21 protein-coding genes are annotated in these 22,149 nt (G+C 71.2%); 10 read left to right on the top strand and 11 right to left on the bottom strand.

Annotation, left to right across the window (positions count from 1 at the left end):
• Positions 1-31: 31 nt before the first annotated feature.
• The 3 genes from ABZX22_RS36595 to ABZX22_RS36585 form a co-directional block, all read right to left on the bottom strand.
• Positions 32-877 (bottom strand): alpha/beta hydrolase, encoded by an 846-nt coding sequence (locus tag ABZX22_RS36595; RefSeq protein ID WP_354918779.1) that lies wholly within the window; start codon positions 875-877, stop codon positions 32-34.
• A gap of 882 nt (positions 878-1,759) precedes the next feature.
• Positions 1,760-4,123, bottom strand: coding sequence for a Tn3 family transposase (locus ABZX22_RS36590; RefSeq protein WP_354918776.1), 2,364 nt, complete (start codon positions 4,121-4,123; stop codon positions 1,760-1,762).
• Positions 4,120-4,800 carry a DUF4158 domain-containing protein gene (locus ABZX22_RS36585; RefSeq protein WP_354918773.1) on the bottom strand — a complete coding sequence of 227 codons (681 nt, stop codon included), beginning with the start codon at positions 4,798-4,800 and terminating at the stop codon, positions 4,120-4,122. The genes ABZX22_RS36590 and ABZX22_RS36585 overlap by 4 nt, the downstream gene beginning before the upstream one ends.
• Before the next feature lie 238 nt (positions 4,801-5,038).
• Here ABZX22_RS36585 and ABZX22_RS36580 point away from each other — a divergent pair, with 238 nt between their 5' ends.
• Positions 5,039-6,241 carry a hypothetical protein gene (locus tag ABZX22_RS36580; protein ID WP_354918770.1) on the top strand — a complete coding sequence of 401 codons (1,203 nt, stop codon included), beginning with the start codon at positions 5,039-5,041 and terminating at the stop codon, positions 6,239-6,241.
• Between the two features lie 43 nt (positions 6,242-6,284).
• Here ABZX22_RS36580 and trpA read toward each other — a convergent pair whose 3' ends face one another.
• Positions 6,285-6,710, bottom strand: a complete 426-nt coding sequence (trpA, locus tag ABZX22_RS36575; RefSeq protein ID WP_354918767.1) for a tryptophan synthase subunit alpha — start codon at positions 6,708-6,710, stop codon at positions 6,285-6,287.
• Between the two features lie 135 nt (positions 6,711-6,845).
• Between trpA and ABZX22_RS36570 the strand changes: the two genes are divergently transcribed.
• The 3 genes from ABZX22_RS36570 to ABZX22_RS36560 all read left to right on the top strand — a co-directional run bounded on the left by ABZX22_RS36570 (position 6,846) and on the right by ABZX22_RS36560 (position 8,906).
• Entirely contained in the window at positions 6,846-7,325 is a 480-nt protein-coding gene (locus ABZX22_RS36570; protein ID WP_354918764.1) for a MarR family winged helix-turn-helix transcriptional regulator, read from the top strand.
• A 35-nt stretch (positions 7,326-7,360) separates the two neighbouring features.
• Positions 7,361-7,987 carry a pentapeptide repeat-containing protein gene (locus ABZX22_RS36565; RefSeq protein WP_354918761.1) on the top strand — a complete coding sequence of 209 codons (627 nt, stop codon included), beginning with the start codon at positions 7,361-7,363 and terminating at the stop codon, positions 7,985-7,987.
• Between the two features lie 163 nt (positions 7,988-8,150).
• On the top strand, positions 8,151-8,906 hold the full coding sequence (locus tag ABZX22_RS36560; protein WP_354918758.1) for a nucleotidyltransferase domain-containing protein: 756 nt from the start codon (positions 8,151-8,153) through the stop codon (positions 8,904-8,906).
• 49 nt (positions 8,907-8,955) lie between these two features.
• On the opposite strand, the gene ABZX22_RS36555 is transcribed toward ABZX22_RS36560, so the two are convergent.
• Both ABZX22_RS36555 and ABZX22_RS36550 read right to left on the bottom strand, forming a co-directional pair.
• Positions 8,956-10,020 (bottom strand): SWIM zinc finger family protein, encoded by a 1,065-nt coding sequence (locus ABZX22_RS36555; protein WP_354918755.1) that lies wholly within the window; start codon positions 10,018-10,020, stop codon positions 8,956-8,958.
• On the bottom strand, positions 10,017-12,602 hold the full coding sequence (locus ABZX22_RS36550; RefSeq protein WP_354918752.1) for an SNF2-related protein: 2,586 nt from the start codon (positions 12,600-12,602) through the stop codon (positions 10,017-10,019). The genes ABZX22_RS36555 and ABZX22_RS36550 overlap by 4 nt, the downstream gene beginning before the upstream one ends.
• A 102-nt stretch (positions 12,603-12,704) precedes the next feature.
• Between ABZX22_RS36550 and ABZX22_RS36545 the strand changes: the two genes are divergently transcribed.
• The 3 genes from ABZX22_RS36545 to ABZX22_RS36535 are packed head-to-tail and all read left to right on the top strand — an operon-like array spanning position 12,705 to position 15,008.
• Positions 12,705-13,340, top strand: a complete 636-nt coding sequence (locus tag ABZX22_RS36545) for a DedA family protein (protein ID WP_354918749.1) — start codon at positions 12,705-12,707, stop codon at positions 13,338-13,340.
• Complete coding sequence (locus ABZX22_RS36540; protein WP_354918746.1) at positions 13,324-14,376, top strand: histidine kinase; 1,053 nt, start codon at positions 13,324-13,326, stop codon at positions 14,374-14,376. The genes ABZX22_RS36545 and ABZX22_RS36540 overlap by 17 nt, the downstream gene beginning before the upstream one ends.
• The gene (locus ABZX22_RS36535) at positions 14,367-15,008 is read left to right on the top strand and encodes a response regulator transcription factor (protein WP_354918743.1); all 642 of its coding nucleotides are present in this window, start codon (positions 14,367-14,369) and stop codon (positions 15,006-15,008) included. The genes ABZX22_RS36540 and ABZX22_RS36535 overlap by 10 nt, the downstream gene beginning before the upstream one ends.
• Positions 15,009-15,391: 383 nt before the next feature.
• On the opposite strand, the gene ABZX22_RS36530 is transcribed toward ABZX22_RS36535, so the two are convergent.
• Together ABZX22_RS36530 and ABZX22_RS36525 are read right to left on the bottom strand one after the other, a co-directional pair.
• Positions 15,392-16,435 (bottom strand): glycerophosphodiester phosphodiesterase, encoded by a 1,044-nt coding sequence (locus tag ABZX22_RS36530; RefSeq protein WP_354918740.1) that lies wholly within the window; start codon positions 16,433-16,435, stop codon positions 15,392-15,394.
• Positions 16,436-16,645: 210 nt separating this feature from the next.
• Positions 16,646-16,927: a pirin family protein gene (locus ABZX22_RS36525; protein WP_354918737.1), complete on the bottom strand. Its 282-nt coding sequence runs from the start codon at positions 16,925-16,927 to the stop codon at positions 16,646-16,648.
• A 58-nt stretch (positions 16,928-16,985) separates the two neighbouring features.
• On the opposite strand from ABZX22_RS36525, the gene ABZX22_RS36520 reads away from it, so the two are divergent.
• Entirely contained in the window at positions 16,986-17,555 is a 570-nt protein-coding gene (locus tag ABZX22_RS36520) for a WHG domain-containing protein (protein WP_354918734.1), read from the top strand.
• 124 nt (positions 17,556-17,679) lie between these two features.
• On the opposite strand, the gene ABZX22_RS36515 is transcribed toward ABZX22_RS36520, so the two are convergent.
• Positions 17,680-18,102, bottom strand: coding sequence for a hypothetical protein (locus tag ABZX22_RS36515; protein ID WP_354918731.1), 423 nt, complete (start codon positions 18,100-18,102; stop codon positions 17,680-17,682).
• Positions 18,103-18,445: 343 nt separating this feature from the next.
• Between ABZX22_RS36515 and ABZX22_RS36510 the strand changes: the two genes are divergently transcribed.
• Positions 18,446-19,489: a winged helix DNA-binding domain-containing protein gene (locus tag ABZX22_RS36510; protein WP_354918729.1), complete on the top strand. Its 1,044-nt coding sequence runs from the start codon at positions 18,446-18,448 to the stop codon at positions 19,487-19,489.
• 343 nt (positions 19,490-19,832) lie between these two features.
• A complete protein-coding gene (locus ABZX22_RS36505; RefSeq protein ID WP_354918726.1) occupies positions 19,833-20,279 on the top strand; it encodes an SRPBCC family protein in 447 nt (148 codons plus the stop codon).
• Between the two features lie 219 nt (positions 20,280-20,498).
• On the opposite strand, the gene ABZX22_RS36500 is transcribed toward ABZX22_RS36505, so the two are convergent.
• Entirely contained in the window at positions 20,499-21,137 is a 639-nt protein-coding gene (locus ABZX22_RS36500) for a DsbA family oxidoreductase (protein WP_354918723.1), read from the bottom strand.
• An 83-nt stretch (positions 21,138-21,220) separates the two neighbouring features.
• Positions 21,221-21,910 (bottom strand): hypothetical protein, encoded by a 690-nt coding sequence (locus ABZX22_RS36495; RefSeq protein WP_354918721.1) that lies wholly within the window; start codon positions 21,908-21,910, stop codon positions 21,221-21,223.
• Positions 21,911-22,149 lie beyond the last annotated feature (239 nt).

Here is a 22,149-nt window from a genome sequence, read left to right as displayed (position 1 = left end):
GGGCTCTTCTGAAGGGTGGTGAGCGCGAGGGTCAGACGAAGCGCTGCACGAAGGTGAGGGCGGTGCCGCAGACCTCGCGCCAGCCGCTGTCGATGGTGAGGGAGTGGCCGCGGCCCGGCATCTCGATGATCTCCGTGACCGCGTGTTCGTTGCGGACCTGCTTCTTGTAGGAGGCGTTGGTGATGGCCCACGGCACGGTGTGGTCCCTCTCCCCGGAGATGAGCAGCAGCGGGCCGCGGTTCTGGGCGGTGCTTTCGACCTTGGTCTCGCTCCACGGGTTGAAGGTGGCCGCCGCCGCCTGGAACAGCGGCGCGCCTGGAGCGGGGACGGAGAACTCGTCGTACAGCTCGCGGGCCTCTTCCTCGCTGACGGCGTTGGCGAAGGCGTAGCGGAACTGGTCGTAGGTGAGCGGTACCGCGCGGTGGATGTTGGCCGGGTTGGTCAGCACCGGGGCCGCGGCGCGCAGCGAGGAGAACGGCAGCGGGAGCACGCCCTGGAACGGCGCCGGGTCGATCGCCACCGAGGCGCGGGCCAGGCCGCGTCCGGCGAGGATCTGGGTGAGCAGGCCGCCGAAGGAGTGGCCGACGATGACCGGCTTGCGCTCCAGCCTGCCGATCAGGTCGGTGAAGTGGCCGGCGACCTGGCCGACGGTCTTGTGCGCGAACACTTCGGGGTGGGCCTTGGCTTCGGTGACCGTCTCGGGGTCGTCGGGCCAGCCGGGGGTGACGGGGGCGAAGCCGGCCTCGGCGAAGACCTGCGCCCACCGGTTCCAGCTGGACGGCAGCAGCCACAGGCCGTGCACGAAGACGACGGGGATGCGGCCGGAGGCGTTGGCTTGGTCGATCTGGGCGATGTCGTGGGCGTGGGTGGATGACATGGCGGTTACCTTTCGGAGGCGGGTGAGAGGGTGTCGCCCAGGCGCTCGGCGAGAAACAGAGGCGACTCCTCCGGACGGATCACGGTGGAGAGACGATGAGGTCGTCGCAGGTGTCGTCACCGAGGCATGACCAGCCGTAGGGCGCCCGACTCGACGCTCATGCTCCCGGCTGCCGAGTCGCCTGCCACCGCGATGCGGTCGAGGGAAAGGGCGATGGCGGAGTCTTCGGCGGCCCGGTGGCGCCGGTCCGGTTGTGCTCACTCGTCACCGGGAAACGCTGGTCGGGAGCCAGGTCGTACACGGGAAGACAACGGCAGCCCCGGTAGCGACCGCCGGCTCACGCGTCAGCCGGTCGTGGCGGTTCCAAGACGAGCTTGATCATTCCGGGAGGTGCGGGCGTCATGCGCTCTATGCAAGCGACACGGACCAGCTCAGCCCAGGAAGAACCGGTGGCAGAAGTAGGGCCCTGCCACCGGGCAGAACTCGGTGAGCAGGCCGGTCCACTGCGGCTCGATCTGCTCCGCCGTACCAGAGCGTGGTTTTGGATTGTCGCCGGCTCCGCGATGAGTTCGGGGGCGGGCGGTGGTCTGAGTCGGTACGTGCACACCAGGGAGGTCAGCGGCATGCGGAAGTTGATTCTGGGCTTTACGTCTCGGCAGACGGCAAGAGCGCCGACGGGGACAACGGGATCCGGGACGTCATGATGAGCATCGACGACCCCGAGCAGGAGAGGTACTACGTCAGCCAGCTCTGGGACGCGGGGGCGTTCCTCATGGGGCGTAACACCTACGAGATCATGGCCGGGTACTGGCCGCAGGCGATGCGCCGTGACCCCTGCCGTACGCGGGAAAACCGCCGCAGCGCGATCACCGCCGGGTCGTCTCAGGGCGTCAGCCCCAATTGCCGAAGCTGCGCCGGCCGCAGGGGCCGCCATCCACCGGTATCGAGCTTGGCGAGCTCCGCCTCGACGTCGACACTGATGACGCCGAAGAAGTTGATGTTGTCGCTGTGTCCGGGCGAGATGTGCGAGAGCACCTCATCGGGAACGTCACGCCCCTGCCCTCGCAGTTCCACCACCGCCCGGGAGTAGTACTCGGTGGTCCAGGCCACGACGGAGTTGGTCAGCAGGGTCAGGCACCAGGCCTGTTCACTCTGCTGCTCCAGGCGCGGCCGGGTGATGGTGCCCTGCTGGGCGTAGTGCAGGTCGCGGCGCAGCGCGTGCAGGCTCTCGCCCTTGTTCAGCTGCCGGGAGATCTTCCGCCTGAACGCCGGGTCCGACAGATACTTGGCCAGGTGGACGGTCCTGCGCAGCATGCCCCACTCCTTCAGAGCGGCGGCCAGGGTGTTCTGCCGGGAGGCGGCCGACCACTTGCCGACGATGAGGGAGGCGGTGGCCTGGCCGTACTTCAGCGATCCGGCCATCCGCAGCAGGTCCGGCCAGCAGTCGGCCACCAGGGCCTCGTTCCACCGGGCGCCCAGCAGCGGCCCGGCGTGCGGGTAGCGCTTGGCGATCTCGGTCGGGGTGTCGTCGCGCACCAGCGTGACCCGGGTCAGGTCGCGCATGCGCGGGGTGAGCGCCTTGCCGACCAGGTCGAACAAAGCGAAATTGATCAGGGTGGCGCCGTGCGTGTCGGTCGCGTGCTCAGTGATCGGCAGGTCCGTGGCGTTGCCGAGAAAGTCGTCCAGGACGAAGTGCGCCTCCCGCGCCGTCGGCACGATGATCTTTGTGCCGTACGTCGACCACTGATCGGAGACGTGGGTGTAGGTGGACAGCACCTGGCCGCCGTGGATGACCATGGTGCGGCCGGTCAGCGTCTTGCCCCGGACGGGGAAGCGCTGGCCGTCGGAGGAGGACATGGTGCCGCCGCCGAAGACCTGCGACAGCTCCAGCTGGTAGTGGTGGTTGACGATGACGGTGTTGGCCTCGCGCAGGGTCTCCTCCCGCACGTACCACTCCATCGTCCAGGCCAGCACGTCATAGGAGAGGCCGCAGGCCTCCGACATGCGAGCCAGACCCAGATTGGTGGCCAGTGCGATGAGCACGGCCAGGATGTTGCGCTTGGTCTCGGCGGTCTTGGTCAGCTTGCGCCCGCCGGCGTGGGTGAAGCAATCCAGGAAGCCGGTCCGGGCGTCCAGCTCGATCAGCAGCGAGGCGATCGGCGCGAACGGCAGCATCCCGGCCAGCTCGTCCTTCAGCGCCTTGGCCTCGGTGGGGATGTCCTCGGCCGACAGCGGCGGCACCACCAGGTGATCGTCATCGTCCAAGCGCACGAGACCGGCGTCATCGGGCAACGCGCCCGCCAGCGTGCTCTCCAGTTGCGCCAGAGCAGCATGAAGTTCCTCCTTGCCCTGCTGCAGGGCGTCGGCGGCGCGCGCGGGCTTGCCCACCAGTCGGCAGTACTCACCCTGCTGGGTCGCCCACTGCTCAACGGTGTAGAGGTAGGTGGCCGGATCGGCGTAGCGGCGTGAGCCGGGCACGAACACATCCCCGCTGCGCAGCCCATCCCGCAGACACAAGATCACGCACAGCTCCCAGTAGTGCCGGAACGCGGTGTCCTCGCCGGACTTGCGCGCCCGCTCCAGGTAGTCGGCATAGCGGGCGGGCACGAAGGCGGTCGGCGCTCCCGCGGGAACCTTACGGCCGCCGAGCCGGTTCATCTCCTTCAAGATGGCCACCGCCTCCATCAGCTCGCCGGTGCCCGGCCCGCCCTGGAAGTCGATGACGGCCAGCACGTTCGGGGTGAACTGGCGAAGATACGTGTACGACGACTCCAGCTCCGACAACCGGCCATGGTCTTTCGGCAGCGCCTTCCACGCGTTCGAGGTGATCTCCCGCAGCCGCTGCATCCCGATCCTCTCCCGCAGCAGCCCGCCCACCTGCTCATCCGGGATCGCGGGGTCGGCCAGCACCGGGAGGATCTCCGCCATCAGCAGCTGCCGGGTCTCGCCCTGCTTGGCTCGCTCCACCAGCGCCTCGTCGGTCTTGGCCTTGGCCCGCGACTCCCGAGCCGACACCGCCTGATCGAACAGGGCGACGACCTCGTCCAGCTGCTCCACCGCGGCCTGGGCGACGAACGCCAGCAGGATCGGGAACTTGCGCTCCTGACGCCGTTCCAGGCCCTGGTTGGTCGAGCGGCGAGCCACCTGGGCCAGGAATCGGCGCCGCTCGTTGGGCAGCATCGACAGATCCAGCTGATGGGCGTCCAGCGCCCGAAGCCACAGCAGCTTGTCGATCGCGACCTTCACCGATGACGCCGAGGCGTCCCGGGCCGGCCCACCAGCCACTCCAGCCGGGTCATCCCCAACCCCGCGTCCACCACCAGCATGCGCTCAAGATCGGCGCGAAGCTCGACCGTCAGCAGGTGCCCCACCATCTGCGAGGTCAGATCGGAGGCGCCCTTACGTGCGGTGCCGATCATCTTGGCCAGCGTGAGCGCGCCCGGCCGGATCACCTTGGCCGCCATCAGGTACTCACGGGCCAGGTTGAACAACAGCGATGGCGAATCGTGCTCCATCGCCCGGTCCAGCAGGAACTGCTCCAACTCCTTCATCTCCCGGCCGCCAGCCGGGGCGCTCCTCCACTCCAGGTACTCGGCGATCTTCACCAGATGATCCGAACGGGTCTGGGCCCGCTGCCCGTAGGGCGCCAGCACCGCAGGACTCACGCCCAGCCGCTCCGCGACCCGAGCCACCGCCGCGGGTGGCGTCGAGGCCACATCGTCGGGCACGAACCCTAGCCACGGCAGCGTGCACAGCTGGATCATCATGCCCAGCCGGTCGGTCGGACCGCGGCCGCGACCCGGATCGACGAACGCCACATCGGCTGGCGTCGGGGTGAAGTAGCGGATCAGCTCGTCACTGCTGATCTCTGGGAAGGAGCGCAGCTGCTCCAGCTGTTCCTCGGAGAACATCTTCTCGGACAACGTGCCACCTCATGTTCTGTTCCGGACGAAACCGGATCAGAACGTAGCGGCAGTGATCATCAACGCGCCACGCGGGTCAAGCACAAGCATTCACGCAGGTCAGTGGCATATCCGTTGGAAATTTCTTCATTGCCACCGGGATCCCCACCAGCTCAAGACGATCTACCGGTTCGGTCTAACGAGAGGCCCCAGGAAAGCGGCAGTATGGGACAAAACTCCCCAAGGTAGGGATACGCCAATGATTGAGATCGACGTTCCGATCTGGGCCGCCCGCCTGCGCGTTCTGCGCGAGGGGCAGCTCTGGAACCGCCGGGAACTCAGCCGGCGGCTTGCCGACGTGGCGGACGAGGAATCACGCGACCGGCTGCCCGCGCCGGAGGCACTCACCGAGGAACTCCGGCGCTGGGAGGCAGGAGAGCGACGGCCCGACGAGCGGTACGCGGAACTGCTCTGCCGCGCGTTCGACGTGGACGAGGCCACGCTGTTCGTCGGGGACGCGGCCGGCACCACGCTGTGGCACTACCTCACGGGCATCCCCCTGCTGCCGGGCATGTTCGCGGCGGAGGAAGAAGAGCGCGCCGGCCGGGCGATCGAGACGCCCGGACGAGCCGACGAGGAAACGGTCCGGTACTTCAAGGCGCTGGTGGGCGCCTACACCCGTGCCGACCGCCGCCCCGCCGCCCTGGGCAACGCCCTGCGGAGCGTCTTCACCGGCATCGACGGGTTCCGCCGCGACGCCGGCTCATCGGCGAGACGCGCGTTCCTGCTGCTCGCCGCCGAGAACGCGGAGCTGATCAGCCGCATGGACCACGAGTCCGGCGACCCGGACGGGGCGCTGGCGTGGTCGGACGAGGCCATGAGCGACGCCCACGAGGCGGCCGACGTGCTGCTGGAGGCCTACACCCTCGCCCAGCGGGGCGGCCTCTCCGACACCACCGATCACCCCGACCAACTGGTCGCCATCGCCGTCGCCGCCCGCGAACGCGCCGCGCTCCCTCCGCGGGTGGACGCGCTGGCGCGGCACCACGAGGCGCAGGGGCACGCGCTGGCCGGGGACCTGGACATGTGCCGTCGCCGGCTGGAGGAGTCGGCCGAGTCGCTGGCGGTGCCGGGCGACGACACGCCGTACGTGATCGACTGCTCCCAGGAGGCGCACAACACGTTGTGCGCCGGCTGCCTCGTCGATCTCGGCCAGGCCACGGGCGCGATCGAGATCCTGGAGAAGGAACCGCCGCGGACGGTGTCGACCTTCGCCACCGCCTTCGCCCTGGCTCGCATGGCCCACGCGTACGCCGAGGCCCACGAGCGGGAGCGGTCGGCCGAGCTGGCGGGTCGGGCCCGCGCCCTGGCCAGGCAGACCGGCGCCCAGCGGGCCATGCGCGAGCTCGCCAAGGTCCACATCCCGCCCCAGCGGGCCGGTCACCGGCGCATCCTGGTGTGAGCGGTACCGGGGCGCCCGTCCTCCGGGCGCCCCGGTGCCGCCGCTAGCCTTCCCCGCGGACTCCGCAGGCGAGCTCGGCGGTGAGGGCACGGACGGCCGCGAGCCCGGCATCCTGGTCGGGGGCCTCGAGAAGGGCCTCGACCAGCGCGGAGCCGACGATCACGCCGTCGGCGAAGCCGGCGATCTCGGCAGCCTGCTCGGGCGTGGACACACCGATGCCGACGCAGACCGGGAGGTCGCTCGCCGCTCTGGTGCGCCGCACGAGGTCCCTGGCGGCGGTGCCGACGCTGTCGCGGGCACCGGTGACGCCCATGAGGGAGGCCGCGTACACGAATCCGGATCCGGCCGCGGTGATCTGCTTCAGCCGTTCGTCCCTGGTGCTGGGAGCGACGACGAAGACGGTGGCCAGGCCGTGCGCCCGGCAGCCACGAGGGCGGCAACCAGGGGCGAGGCGGGCAACAACCGGCATGCCCGAAGCCTAGCTCCTCCAGGACAACAGCGGCCCCTCCGGCCCCAGGCGCGCTCGCCACCGTGGTCGTCGACCGGCCGCTCCGTCGTGCGGGCCGTAGCGAGCCGAAGGCGCCGGGTGCGAGAGACTGGTGGGGTGACCATCGAGAACGGCCGCCCCGCTCCGCCCCCCACCAGCAGTCCCTCCATCGTGCTGCTGACGCTGGCACGGCAGATCGAGACCGAGCTCAACGCCGTCCTGGCCCCACTCGACCTCACCGTCAGCAGGCTCGGGCTGCTGGCTCACATCGCCATGATGCCCGGCGTGTCGTTCAGCGACCTGGCGCGGATGTCCGGGACGACGGTGCAGAGCGTCCACGCCGCCGTGAAGGTGCTGGCGGGTGCCGGGCTGGTCCGCGACAACACCGCCCGCGCCGGGTCCGCGTCGGCCATCGAGGTCACGCCGGACGGCTCACGCCTGCTCCAGACGGCCCAGGAGGCGGTGGCCCAGGTCGACGACCGGCTGTTCGGCCCGGGCGGGGACCCGATCCGCCGTCAGGTCGGCGATGCCGTCCGCGCGGCCTTCCAGGGCGGCGAGCCGCGTCCCGCAGGAGGAACCGGCCGCCAGAGCGCCTGAGGAAATGTCGGCGCCCCCGTCTAGGCTCTCCACCCATGATGGCTGACCGCAAGCACGGCGTCCCGGCACCGCCGACCGACTCCACCGTCCGCTCCGCCGACTGGGACAGCCGCGACCTGTCGGGCGAGCAGCACCGGCGGGTCGCCTTCGTCGACGTCGACCTGACCGAGGCCGTCAGCAGGGGAGCCGAGTTCGTCGAGTGCACCTTCCGCGGCTGCCGCTTCAACGCCTCCACCCACGAGGAGACCGGCTTCATCAACTGCACCTTCACCCGGTCGTCGTTCTTCGACGCGACGTTCACCAGGTGCAAGTTCGTGGGCAGCATGTTCGACGGCTGCACCCACGACCTGATGAAGGCCGACGGAGGCGACTGGTCGTTCGTCGGGATGCCGGGCGCCGACCTGCGCAAGACGTCCTTCACCGGGGTGCGGATGCGTGAGGCCGACCTGACCGGTGCCCGCTTCGCGGGGGCCACGGTGCGCGGCGTCGACCTGTCGGGCGCATGGTTGAGCAAGGCCGACTTCACCCGCTGCGACCTGCGGGGCAGTGACCTGTCCTCGCTCGACCCCTTCGGCGCCGAGATCGCGGGGGCGGTCATCGACCCGGTCCAGGCCGTCACGCTCGCCACCAACCTGGGGCTGACCGTCCGCGACCAGGGCTGAGCGGGAAAACCGCTTGCCACAGGAGGCGGGCGGGTCGGTAGGGTCGGGGCCATGAAGTGACGACACCGGCACCCCCTGCGCACGACGCCGTCCGAGCCGTTGCTCCGGCGTCCGTCCCGGGTGCCCGCGACCGCCGTCATCCGCTTCACCCGATCGGACGCTCATGACCGACGACATGTTCCTCACCCTGGTCGCCGACCGCCTCGCTGCCCTGCCCGCCGTACGTGCAGTCTCCCTCGGCGGCTCGCGCGCTCAGGGCACCCACACCCCGGACAGCGACTGGGACCTGGCCGTCTACTACCGGGGCGGTTTCGACCCGGCCGATCTGCGCGCGGTCGGCTGGCCCGGCGAGGTCTCCGAGATCGGCGGCTGGGGCGGCGGCGTCTTCAACGGGGGAGCCTGGTTCACGATCGACGGCCGCCGGGTCGACGTCCACTACCGCGACCTCGACGTCGTCGAGCACGAGCTCGCCGAGGCCCGGCAGGGCCGCTTCCGCTGGGAGCCGCTGATGTTCCATCTCGCGGGCATCCCCAGCTATCTGGTGGTCGCCGAACTCGCCCTCAACGACGTCCTGCGCGGCACGCTGCCCCGCCCCGGCTATCCGGAGGCGCTGCGTGAGACGGCCCCGCGGGTGTGGCGCGACCGGGCGGACCTGACTCTCCAGTACGCCGCGGCCGCGTACGCCCCGCGCGGCCAGTCCACCGAGGTCGCGGGGGCGCTGGCCACCGCCGCCATGCAGACGGCGCATGCGGTGCTGGCGGCGCGCGGCGAGTGGGTCACCAACGAGAAGCGGCTCCTGCAGCGGGCCGGGCTGCGCGGCGTCGACGCGATCGTGGCAGGACTGCGGCCGGAGCCCGACGCCCTCGCGCGGGCGGTCGCGGCGGCGCGGAATCTGTTCGCCGCCGCCGTCCAGCGGTGAGCCCGGGGTTCGATCCGGCCAGGACACGCACACCGGACACCGTGCGAGATCAGTCGGCGGCCTGGGTGGCGGCCAGCGCGGCGGCGGGGTCGGGTTCGGGCGGGCCGGCGGGGAACCAGTCGCCGTCCGCGTCGACGAACGGGTACCAGCGGCCGTCCCTGCCGTAGCGGACCTGAGCGCCGCCGAGGGTCCACCGGTTGCGGACCGCCGCGAAGCCGGGCAGGTCACGTCGCGCGCGGACGACGGCCTGCCGGGGCGGCGTCCACGTCGTGGTGAGCGTGTCGAGGGCGGCGGCGCCGCCGTACCGCCATGACCGGACGGCGGCCGGGCTGCCGATGTCGAGGTCGTGGGTGGCGGCCAGCCGTACCCGGTCCTGGAACTCGGTGAGCACTGCGGCGGCACCCGACACCAGCAGCTCGCGGGCGCGCAGCGCCGCGTCGGCGGCCAGCACCCGCAGCGCAGCGGGGTCGATGCCCGGCGCGGGCTCCACCTCCAGGGGCTCCGGGGCGGGCAGCGCGTCGAGCGGCTCGGCGGTCGCGAAGGACGGCAGCGGCGGGATGCCGTGCGCGTAGGCCTCGGCGACGGGGGTGCCGGTGGGCGCGGTGGCCCGCTGGAGTGAGGCGATCAGGTCGTCCTTGTCGAGGCCGCGCATCAGCATCAGCAGGAACGGGTCGCGGTCGAGCAGCCACGAGGCCTGGTAGCACAGCGCGGCGGCGTGCTTGCACGGGTGCCCCCAGTCGGGGCAGTCGCACTCGGGCTCGAGGTCGCCGACTCCCGGAAGGAGCTCCACCAGGTCGTACGGCAGGTCGCCGTCGAGCAGCGCGGCCAGATGGCCCGCCTTGGCGGCGATCTGCTCGACGAATCCCGCCGCCACGGGCGCCACGTGCACGACCGCGGCGTACTCGCCTTCGGCCATCGCGGCGAGCCGGCCGGAGCTGAGGGTGATGGGGCCGAGCTGGCCGGTCTTGGCGTAGGCGCGGCCCTTGGCGAGCAGGGTGTGGTCGAGCGAGGTGTCCTCCAGCGCCTTGAGCCAGGCCCTGCCCCACCACGAGGTGGCGAAGCGGGCGCCGGCGCGCTGCGGGGCGAAGGCGGGGAATCCCTTGGCGGCGGTCATCGCAGCTCCACGAGGTTGAGCAGGTCCGCGTCGGTCAGTTCGGTGAAGTCGTTGGACAGCACGGCCTCGGCCAGCGACCGCTTGGTCTCCAGCATGGTCGCGATCCGGTCCTCGACGGTGCCCTCGGCGATGAGCCGGTGCACCTGGACGGGCCTGGTCTGGCCGATGCGGTAGGCCCGGTCGGTGGCCTGGTCCTCGACGGCAGGGTTCCACCAGCGGTCGAAGTGGATGACGTGGTCGGCGCGGGTGAGGTTGAGCCCGGTGCCTGCGGCCTTGAGCGAGAGCAGGAAGACGGGGGCTTCGCCGTCCTGGAAGCGCCTGACCATCTCCTCCCGCCGAGCCACGGAGGTGCCGCCGTGAAGCAGCTGGGTGGCGATTCCCCTTGCGGCGAGGAAGCGCTCCAGGAGCCGGGCCATGGTGACGTACTGGGTGAAGACCAGCACCGCGCCGTCCTCGGCGAGGATGGTCTCCAGCAGCTCTTCGAGGAGCTCGAGCTTGCCCGAGCGGCCGTCCAGCACGGGGTCCTTCTCGTGCAGGAACTGGGCGGGATGGTTGCAGATCTGCTTGAGGCTCGTCAGCAGCTTGACGATGAGGCCGCGCCTGGCCATGCCGTCGGCCGCCGCGATGGAGGCCATCAGCTCGCGCACCGTCGCCTCGTAGAGCCCGGCCTGCTCCCTGGTGAGCGAGACGGGCCGGTCGGTCTCGGTCTTGGGCGGCAGCTCGGGCGCGATGCCGGGATCGGACTTGCGGCGGCGCAGCAGGAAGGGCGCGACCAGGCGGCCGAGCCGTTCGGGCCGCGGCTCCCAGCGCGTACGGAAGCGCGCGAGCGGGCCGAGCAGCCCCGGCGTGGTCCAGTCGAGGATCGCCCACAGCTCCGACAGCGTGTTCTCCACCGGCGTGCCGGTCAGCGCGACGCGCGCGGCCGAGGGGATCTCGCGCAGCGCCTTGGCGGTGCCCGATCGGTGGTTCTTGACGTGCTGGGCCTCGTCGGCCACGACCAGGTCCCAGGTGTGCTCGGCGAGCACGTCGGCGTCGACGCGCATGGTGCCGTACGTGGTGAGCACGAACCCGGTGTCGGCCAGCGTGCGCTGGGCGCCGTGGTAGCGGCGGACCGGGACGCCGGGGGCGAACCTGGCGATCTCCCGCTCCCAGTTGCCCAGCAGCGAGGCGGGGCAGACGACCAGCGTCGGCCCGCTGTTCCTGTGCAGGTGGAGCGCGATCAGCGTGATCGTCTTGCCCAGGCCCATGTCGTCGGCCAGGCAGCCGCCGAGACCCAGGGAGGTCATCTGGGCCAGCCACCGCAGGCCCGCCAGCTGGTAGTCGCGCAGCGTCGCGGCCAGCCCTTCGGGCGGGTCGACGGGATCGGCGACCAGCCTGCCGCGCAGCTCCTCCAGCACGGGACCGGGGGAGACCGCCACCTCCTCGTCCTCCACCAGCGCCGTGCCGGTGAGGGCGGCACCGAGGGCCTCGATGCCGGTGAGCGGTTTCATCTCCCGGTTCCTGGCCTTGCGGGCCAGCTCTGGGTCGATGAGCACCCACTGGTCGCGCAGCCGTACGACGGGGCGGTGGGCCTCGGCCAGCCGGTCCATCTCGGCTTCGGTCAGCTCGTCGTCGCCCAGCCGCAGCCGCCAGTCGAAGCGGAACAGCCCGCTGGACTCGCCGCCGACGACCGCTCTCGCGCTGACCCCGCGCACCAGGTCGCGTGGCCAGTGCACGTCGATGCCGGTGGCCGCGCCGGACAGCAGGCCGGACACCTCCTCGTCGGACAGCTCGAGCTCGTCGGGAACCTCGGCGTCGAGCAACCGCTCCAGCGGCGGCCACCGCCGGGCCGCCCTGCGCAGCTCGACCACCGCGTCGACCTTGGCGCGGGGGCCGAGCCCCTGGTCGCGGCCCGCCCAGAGCTCTGCGGCGTCCACGACCAGCGCGGGGTCGGCGATGCTGTGCAGCTGTACGACCGCGCGGAAGGCGGCGTGGTCGGCGCCGGCGGTCTCCACCCGCAGCGACAGCCGTACGCCGGGGTCGGCCGCCCATGCCCTCAGCTGTGGCGTCTTGACCGGCTTGGCGGCCGAGTAGGCGGGCACGCCCACCGCGCGCACGGCGCCTGGGGAGCGGGGCATGCCGTCGGCGACGGCGTCGAGGAAGGCGCGGACCAGGCCCTCGGCGTCGGGCAGCAGGGCCGGGGCCGATGGCAGGGGGACGGCCCGCGCCGTGGCGGGCATCGCGTCGGCCAGTTCCCTGACCTTGGCCAGGTCGGCGGCGTCCAGGGGGCCGGCCCGCCACGCGGCGTGGTCGCCCGCGCTCACGCCCGGCCTGATGCGACCCTTGGCGACGATCTGGAGCGCCAGCAGCGCCACGGCACCCCAGAACCGGGTGGCGGGGTCGGCACTCTGGTCGGTGCGGGCCCTGCTGAGCAGCGCGACCGCCTCGGTGACGGGAACGCGGGTGACCGGAGTTTCACGAGGCCCTTCCGGCTCCGCGATCGTGACTCTCTCGTCGCCTGCCGGGTCGAGGAAGGCCACGGTTGCTGCCCTGGGCGGGTCGCCCGGTTCGAAGACGGCCGCGTGCCGAAGGAGTTCCCGCATAGCCGTACAGCGTACCGTACGGCGTAGCTGTGGTTTACCACACCCGTATTTCGGAAGTTGCCCTCATTCTGGGCATATTCGATCACTCATAGGCTCTAAGGCATGACTGCTGAGAACGGAATCGCCGGTTGGGCGACAGGCCTCATGGAGACCCTTGGCGCGCCCGGCGCGGGCATCGCCATCGCGCTGGAGAACCTCTTCCCCCCGCTGCCGAGCGAGGTGATCCTCCCGCTGGCCGGGTTCACCGCGGCACAGGGCGGCATGGGCCTGATCGAGGCGCTGGTGTGGACGACGGCAGGCTCGGTCGTCGGCGCGCTCGCGCTCTACCTGGTCGGCGCGCTGCTCGGCAGGGACAGGGTGGTCGCGATCGCCCAACGGCTGCCGCTGGTGAAGGTCTCCGACATCGAGAAGACCGAGGAATGGTTCGCCAAGCACGGCGTGAAAACGGTGTTCTTCGGGCGGATGATCCCCATCTTCCGCAGCATGATCTCCATCCCGGCCGGGGTCGAGCGCATGCCGCTGGGCGTCTTCCTGGCGTTCACCACGCTCGGCAGCGCGATCTGGAACACGATCTTCGTGCTGGCGGGCTACGTCCTCGGGGAGAACTGGTCGCTCGTCGAGGGCTACGTCGGCATCGGCACCAACCTGGTCATCGGCGCGGTGGTGCTCGCCGTGCTCGTCTTCGTCGGCGTACGGCTGGCCGAGCGGCGCAAGGGCCGGCATGCGAGTCGTCGCTAAGGTCACACTGGGAGCGCTGAGCGCCGTCGCCGAGCTGATCGCGCTCCCCGTGCTCGCCCACCCCCGCATGGGCGCCGCGCTCGCCCGGGTCGCGGCGACGGAGGCGCGCAGGCTGGACGTGCGGGTGGGCGACTTCTCGCGCGGTCAGGCCCTGCGTTTCCTGGCCCTGCGGCTGCCCCTCGGAATCCTCGGCGGCATCGTCGTCGCCCTGCTCGTCATCGGCCTCGACGTGGGAATCCAGGTGCTGTGGGCCTGGGGCCACGGCGAGGCGTTCGACGGCATGCGCATGACCCCCGGCCTGCTGGCCTACTTCCTGGTCGCGGGACTGGTGCTGCTCTTCCTCGACCTGTCGGGCCTCGTGGGCGTGCAGGCCGTCGAACGGCGACTCGCCCTGCGCACCCTCGGCCCGCACTCCACCGAGGCGCTCGAACGCAGGATCGCCGAGCTGGCCGAGACCCGCGCCGGCGTCCTGACCGCCGTGGACGCCGAGCGCCGCCGCATCGAGCGGGACCTGCACGACGGTCTGCAGCAGCGGCTCGTCGCGCTGGCCATGGTGATCGGCAGGGCCCGCCGCGGACGCCCCGAACTACTGGCGCAGGCGCACGAGGAGGCCCAGCAGGCCCTCGCGGAGCTGCGCGAAGTGGCCTGGCGGGTCTACCCGAGCGGTCTCGACGCCCTCGGCCTGGGCGAGGCGCTGGCCGCCGTCGCCGACCGCTCGGCCGTACCGGTGAAGGTGACCTGCGAGCTCGACCGGCGGCCACCGCGCGCGGTGGAGACGGCCGCCTACTTCGTGGTGTGCGAGGCGGTCACCAACGCGGCCAAGCACGCCGAGGCGGACCTGATCACCGTCGACGTGCGCGCCGATGGGACAATCATCGCCGTGAACATCGAGGACGACGGCAAGGGCGGCGCCGACCCGGCGGGCGGCGGCCTGTCCGGCCTGGCGCGCAGGGTCGCCGCACTTGACGGCTCCTTCGCCGTCTCCAGCCCCGCCGGCGGGCCCACCGTGATCCGGGCGGAGCTGCCATGCGGGTGATGCTCGCCGACGACTCCACGCTGCTGCGCGAGGGCCTGGCCAGGCTGCTGGCCGAGGAGGGACACGACGTCGTCGCCGCGGTCGGCGACGGCGCCGCCCTCGTCACGGCGGTCGAGGCCGACCGGCCCGACATCGTGGTGGTGGACGTGCGCATGCCGCCCACCCACACCGACGAGGGGCTGCGCGCCGCACTGGAGATCAGGCACCGCTGGCCGGAGGTCAAGGTGCTGGTGCTGTCGCAGTACGTGGAGAAGAAGTACGCCACCGAGCTGATGACCGGCGATGTGTCCGGCGTCGGCTACCTGCTGAAGGACAGGGTCGCCCAGGTCGCCGACTTCCTCGACGCCCTCGAGCGCGTCGGCGCCGGAGGCGCGGCCTTCGACCCCGAGGTGGTACGGCAGCTGCTGGCCCGCACGACCCAGACCGACCCGCTGACCAGGCTGACCCCGCGCGAGCGCGAGGTGCTCGAGCACATGGCGCAGGGCTACACCAACGCCTCCATCGCCGAGGCGCTGTATGTGTCGCAGAGCGCGGTCGAGAAACATGTCAACGCGGTCTTCGACAAGCTCGGCCTGTCCCACACCACCGGCTACAGCCGCCGCGTCCTGGCGGTGCTGCGCTTCCTGTCCTGAGGGCAGACAAGGTCAAGGTCTGCACGTCCGCTACCACGGCCGGTTCGCCTCCATCGAAGGCGAACCGGCCGACGGAGACCGGCTGCCCTCCTGCAGGAGTGCCGTCCTTGGCTCCGGCGATTCAGCCTCACCCGGTAGCACGCCGCTCCCAGATGGATGATCACGCACCTGCTTGGAGGGGCGCACCGACGCGAAAGCCGACCTGTGCGCTGACGGGCCTGATCTTTTGATTCGCTGAGCGGAGTGCCGACGGCGAGCCGGCCCGCGGAGATCCATGCACCTGGCGCGCGGGTATCAGCGACAGGTGCATGGGGAGATCGCGGGCGAGGGCGCGGGCCGGTTAGCTCGCCCCGCGCGACTGTCAGGCTCTCTCCGCGAGTTCATCACGGCTTGAGCCGGTATTGCTTGGGCAGCTTGAAGCCACGCTCGGCCATGATCTGCCGCAGCCGGTCCGGGTAGTCGGTGATGATCCCGTCCACCCCGTCGTCGACGAGCTTGTTCAAGGTGGGCTCGTCGTCGACGGTCCATGGAATCACCTTGATGCCCAGACCGTGCGCCTGATCCACCATCTCCCTGGTGACGTACGGCTGGTAGCCCGGGTCCGTCACCTTTCCGTTCTGCGGGAACCCGTGCACCGGCGAAAAGGCGTCCGCGCCGAACGACTTGATCGCCTTGAGCGGGTCCCCACCGAAATCGTCGATGTCGATACCACCAAGCCAGGGTGAGGCCCCCGGCTTCCCGGTCTGCAGGAAGTCGCGGTTGGTCAGGGCCACGATCGGCAGCCGCGGCTCGACCTCGCGCACCCGCATCAACGCGCCCCAGTCGAAACTCTGGATGGTGACCTGCCGCATGAGCCCGGCCCGCCGGATCTCCGCCAGCGTCACCTGCACGAACTGCTCCCTCGGCGCCGTCTCATGCGGCGCGCCGGCCTCGACCTTGGTCTCGACATTGAGCATGACGCGACGCGCGCGATAGCGGTCCACCAGCTCGAACACCTCGCGCAGGGTCGCCATCCTGGCACCGGGAACCGGCCGCTGGCCTGGGAACTCCGGCAGCGTCATGGAGCCGCAGTCCATCGTCCTGACCTGCTCGAGGGTCAGCGTGTTGATGTACTTGCCGACGTAGGGGAACTCGGGATCGCCCGGCACGGCAGGCGCGGTATCCCTGCACTTCCTGTTGCTGATCCTCCGGTCGTGAGTGACGACCGCCTGGCCGTCCTCGGTGATCTGCACGTCGAGCTCCAACGTGCCGACACCGAGCTCGAGCGCGTTGGCGAACGCGGGCAGAGTGGCCTCCACCACCAGCCCCAGCCCGCCTCGGTGAGCCTGCAAGTCGAAGGGGTGCCTGTCCGCGTCGGCCGCCCCGGGCAACGCCGCGAGCGCGGCACCGAAGATCGTGGCAACCGTGACCACGCGCGATCTGCTCATGGGCCACGAGTATCGACGATCACCGAGGCGGCCGGCCGTACAGGAGGTGATCGTGAGACGAAGGTTCGGTGAGGAGCCGTGCCGCTCAAAACCGGCTCATCGTGACTTTCGGCGTTCGCATGAGCGCCTGCCGGAGCCGCGGTCGTCGCCGGAACCGGCCAGCGGATCGCCACCGCGACCGCCGCCCGTTGCCGGCGAGCCCCGCAGCACTCAGGTGACGATCTCCAGGTCCTGGTGCGGGTGCGTCGCGAAGCCGGTGCCAGGGGGAACCGTCTCGTCGTTGTGCGCGAACAGGAACCCGAACCCGACGTCCGCCGGGTCGTCGTGCGACCCGAACGAGAACGAGCGCCGAGACTCCAGCCAGTCATCCGTGGTCGCGAACCGATCGCCCGCCCACCAGGCCAGGAGCGCTGTCGGTGAAGTCTCGGGAAAGGTGAGACGCTTGGTCTCGCTCCTGGAGCAGACGACGAAGGACGCGCGGATGTCAGTCACGCCCGGTGAGCGGTGTCATGGGCGGGGAGACCCGCTGAATGAGCGAGGAAGGCGGCAGATGCCACGCGCGGGAGTCACCGCGGAGCGCCTGACCCGGGCGGCGGCGGACCTGGCCGACGAGATCGGCTTCCAGAACGTGACCGTCTCGGCGCTCGCCCGTGGCTTCGGCGTCCAGCCCGCAGCGCTGTACACGCACATCAAGGACGCGCAGGACCTGCGGGTACGGGTGGCCGAGCTGGCCCTGACGGAGCTCGCCGACAGGGTCGGCGCCGCGCTGGCCGGCCGCGCGGGCAAGGACGCGCTGGTGGCCTTCGCCGACGCCTACCGGGACTACGCGAAGGAACATCCGGGAAGGTACGCCGCAGCCCAGATCGAACTCGACCCGGAGACCTCGGCCACCCGCGCGGCAGCCCGGCACGCGCAGATGACGCGGGCGATGCTGCGCGGTTACGACCTGTCGGACCCCGACCAGACGGACGCGGTACGGATGCTGCACAGCACGCTCCACGGATACGTGTCCCTGGAGACGTCGGGCCGGTTCGACCGCCACCCGCGCGCGGTGGACACCTCGTGGTCCAGAACCCTGGACGCCCTCGACGTCGCCCTCAGACACTGGCCTTCGGCCTGACGCCCCCGCCCCCCTTGCCCCTTCCGCGGAACCGGTGCACAGTCGGCAGGCGCGCTGGACAGGCGGCAGGCGCTCCCTCCGGCGGTGACGAACGTGACCGGGGCCGGCGTCGAGGCCCTTGCGCTCACCGCTGGTCGCTCGCCTCTGCTCGCACGACCCGGAGATCCCGACAAGGCGCCAGGAAGCTCTCGACGTACCACCCCAGATCGACGAACTCGGGCACGCGCGCGAAGGTGCGGTACTCCAGCAGGGGAATCAGCGAGACCGACGCCCTGTCCTCGTGGAACATCACGTTCGCGAAGAAGCCGCCGTCGGGCAGCCTGGCGGTCACGCCTACCGTTTCTCCGGCCTCGTAGGAGGCGCGCATCTCGCGTCTCGCCTCGGCCAGGCCTTCCAGCGGCAGATCCTTCCAGTCGAAACCGACCATGTACCAGACGGAGTCTTCGTCACGGAGGAACTCCCAGCCCGCCCGGGCGAGCCGGTCGAAGATCTCCTCGAAGTCCACGTCGCGCTCGAACTCCAGGCTGATGATGACGTCGCGGCTCATGTTTCCTCGGCCAGTTCGTGGACCGCCCATCACGATCACCGAGAGTCTTGCCGGTGGCCTGCGCCTCCCGCAACCGCCGGGCGAGGCCAGACCCGGCCGGCGGTTGATGCCACGCCCGGCACGACCCCCGGGTCCGTTCTTCGACGCCGACCACATTCTGCTTCCCGGCCCAGACCCCGGCCGCTCCCGGTTCGCTGTCCGCGTGCCAAGGCCCGATGACGCCTCTCGGTTGCGTCGCGCGAACACCTCGGACCCGGCGGCTCACGCCACGTCCAGTCCGACCCCAGGTGGCCGGCCGGTCGCGGCTGACGGAATGTCGGTGGCTCGCCCTAGGGTGGGTGCCGTGATCAGCCAGCGGGCGCTCAACCGCGCCACCCTTGCCAGGCAGCTGCTCCTGCGCCGGCATGCGATGAACCCCATGGAGGTCATCGAGCACCTGGTCGGACTGCAGGCCCAGGCGCCCGTCCCGCCCTACTTCGGGCTCTGGTCGCGCATGGCGAGCTTCCAGCCGCAGGAGCTGTCGGAGCTGCTGGTCAGCCGGCAGGTCGTGCGCATCACGCTCATGCGTGGCACCGTCCACCTGGTCAGCGCCCGCGACTGCCTGGCCATCAGGCCGCTCATCCAGCCCATGCTCACCCGTGCCCTGGCGGCCAGACGGGTCGACGGCGTCGACCGCGACGCCGTCGTGGCGGCCGGCCGGGCGCTGCTGACCGAGCGGCCGCTGTCGGTGAAGGCCATGACCCCGTTGCTGGCCGAGCGCTTCCCCGATGCCGCGCCCGGCGACCTGCCGGTGATCCTTCGGTCTCTGCTGCCCATGGTCCAGGTGCCGCCGCGCGGGGTGTGGGGCAGGGCGGGCGATGCCGTCCTGACCCCGGTGGAGGCATGGCTGGGCCGTGACCTCGACCCCGCGCCCGCGCTCGACCAGCTGTTACGGCGCTACCTGGCCGCGTTCGGTCCGGCCACGGTGGCCGACATGCAGGCCTGGTCGGGGCTCGCCGGGTTGCGCGCGGCCGCCGCCCGGCTCGACCTGGTCGATCTGGGCGGCGGCGTGCTGGACCTGCCCGACGCGCCGCGCCCCGAGGAGGACACGCCGGCCCCCGTGCGCCTGGTCGCCCCCTTCGACAACCTCGTGCTCGGCCACGCCGACCGCACCAGGGTCATCTCCGACGAGCACCGCAAGCGCGTCATCACGATCAACGGCCAGGTCCACGGCACCGTCCTGGTCGACGGCTACGTCCACGGCATCTGGAAGCGTGACAAGGCCGCGGTCACCGTCTCGCCGTTCGGGCCGCTGACCGCTGCCCAGCGCGAGGAGATCGAGGCCGAGGCCGTCGCGCTCCTCGCCTTCGCCGAGCCGGGCAAGCCGCCCGCCGTCAGCTTCGATTGAGCGGCTGCCCATCGGTGATCCGCAAGCGAGTCAGTGGTCGCTGGCGAAACCGGCTGCCCCGCGGGTCCCGCACGCCGGCCACTGGTCGTCAGAGGGCGCCGAAGAACGCCTTGATGTCGGCGGCCAGCAGGTCGGGCTGTTCCAACGCGGCGAAGTGGCCGCCCCTCACGATCCACGCCAGCTGGCCCAGCGGCGCGTCGTGCAGGCCGTACGCGAGGGTCGGCGGTCTGGTGGCCTGGATCCGCAGGTGGCCCGTCAGCGTCCAGCCACCCCCGAGCGTCCCGCCGCCCCCAGGCCGCGGGGGCGTCCCGACGGGCGTCGCGTCGCACGTAGAGTAGGGATCATGCCGACCCGCATGGCCGTCGCCGTGCCGACGACGGTGCCCGCCGAGCGCCTGTTCCAGGTGCTCACCGACTGGCCGCGGCACCGGGAGTGGATGGCCCTCACCACCGCCCGCGCCGTCTCGGGTGACGGCCATGGCGTGGGCGCCGAGCTGGCCGCCTTCACCGGGCTCTGGCGGGTGGGCTTCCTCGACACGATGGTCGTCACCCGGTGGGAGCCGCCCACGACGGTCGCGGTCAGGCACACGGGCCGGCTGGTACGCGGCACGGGCGTCTTCAGGATCGCCGGCGGCCGGCTCGTCTGGGCCGAGGAGCTGTCGCTCCCGCTCGGTGCGCTGGTGCGCCCGGTGGCCAGGGCGTTCATGCGGTGGTCGCTGCTGCGTCTGGTCCGGCTGGCCCAGCGATCACGCCCTGTGACCGGCTCTCCCGGGCGGAACGGCACGACCTAGCCGCCGGCCGCCGCACCAAGACCCGCGCCTGACCGCGCACCTCCCTCGGGGACCGAGGGTCTGGCCCCGGTGAATCGCACGTCGAGCAGGCCCGTGCGATCGAACCGACGCGTCCGGGAAACTGCGGCCGAACCCCGGAATACCGCAACGTCCAGCAGGCCCATGCCATCGAACCGGCGCGTCCGGGAAGCGTCGGCAGACCCACCGTACGACCTCGCCCTACCCGCTAACCGTCTCGCGTGCCAGGCCCCGCTCCAGCAGTTCGCGCAGGACGGCTGGCGGCTGGACGCCGGAGAAGCGCGGCGCGCCGTCGATCACCAGGGTGGGGACCCCCGTGACGCCCAGCTCGGCGGCGCGGCGCTCGTCGGCCCTGACCTCGGCGGCGTAGGCGTCGCCGGCGAGCATTTCCCGCACCTCGTCCGCGTCGAGCCCGGTCTCCACGCCCAGGTGTTCCAGCACCGTGTGGTCGGCCACGTTGCGTCCTTCGGTGTGGTAGGCGCGGAACAGCCGCTCCATCGCCTGGTCGGCCAGGCCGTGGCGGGCGGCCAGGTGGCTGAGCCGGTGGGCGTCGAAGGTGTTGACCGGGCGGGCGGCGTGCAGGTCGAGGTCCAGCCCTTCCGCGGCGCCGACGGCCCTGATCCTGGCGGCTCTGGCGGGCGCCTGCTCGCCCCACCACTCGACCAGCGCCTCGGCGGCCGACTGGCCGGGCGTCCGGCTCGCGTCGGGCGCCAGCTCGAAGCTCCGCCAGACGATCTCCAGCCGGTCGCGTTCGGCCATGTCCGCCAGCGCCGCCGCGACGCGTCTCCTGCCGATGTAGCACCAGGGGCACAGCACGTCGACGTAAATCTCGACTCGCATGACCATCCTCTCGTCAGCACCGGGATGACTCCACGGGATGGATGCGATCCTGCAACCTCAACCGCGCTTGAGATCAAGCGCCGTCAGCGCACCGCCACCTTGGCACGGCTGACGGCGGTGGCGAAGGCGGTGATGACCGGGTGCGGCCGGGAGCCGTCGCCGTGCAGCTCGGGCTGGAAGAGGGTGGCCAGAAAGAACGGGTGGCCGGGGATCTCGGCCACCCTGATCGCGCCGTCGTCGGCCCGTCCGGTGAACCTCAGCCCGCCGAAGACGAGGCGCTGCTCGTAGTCGGCGTTCAGCCCGTAGGAGCAGTTGTAGCGCTCGACGGTGGTGGACGAGCCCATGATCTGCTCGACGAGGGAACCGGGGGCCAGCCGTACCAGGCCTTCGTGGCCGGCCAGGGAGCATTCCAGCGGGAGCAGCAGGAAATCGCGGGCGGCGGGGTCGTTCTCGGCGTGGGCGACGTCAAGGCCGAGAACGCCTCTGGCGTACTCCAGCATGGCGTGCTGGAAGCCGCCGCAGGTGCCGAGGAAGGGGATGCCGTGCACGCGCGCGGTGCGCGCGGCGTTGAGCGCGCCCTCCTCGCTGCGGTACGGGCTGCCGGGCGGTACCCAGATGCCGTCGAAGCCCTCCAGGTCGGTGGCGTCGGGCGTGGGAATCCAGTACGCGTCGAGTGCCAGCCCCTCCCGCTCGCGCAGCGACTGGAGGATCTGCGGGATGCGGGCGTGCGAGCGGACGCTGGGTGAGCGGTCTCCGACCAGGGCGATTCTCATGCCCTCCATCCTGGCGAGCGAGGGTGGTTAAGCGCCAACGATGATTCCTGGTGGACTCATAAGCATTCCTGATGTGTGCGCGTATGTGATCGTGACAGGGCTTGCTCGATCGATTCCGTGCATGGTACGAATGGCCCAATATCGGCCCGGCCCGTAATTCGCGGCCGAGTTCGTCGGGGACCGGCTCTACCTGGGCACCGGCGGCATCGCGCCGACACGGATCGGCGCCTACGACCCCG

Source organism: Nonomuraea sp. NPDC003804 (assembly GCF_040610675.1).
Classification (GTDB): Bacteria; Actinomycetota; Actinomycetes; order Streptosporangiales; family Streptosporangiaceae; genus Nonomuraea.
This window is presented reverse-complemented; position numbering and strand designations above follow the sequence as displayed.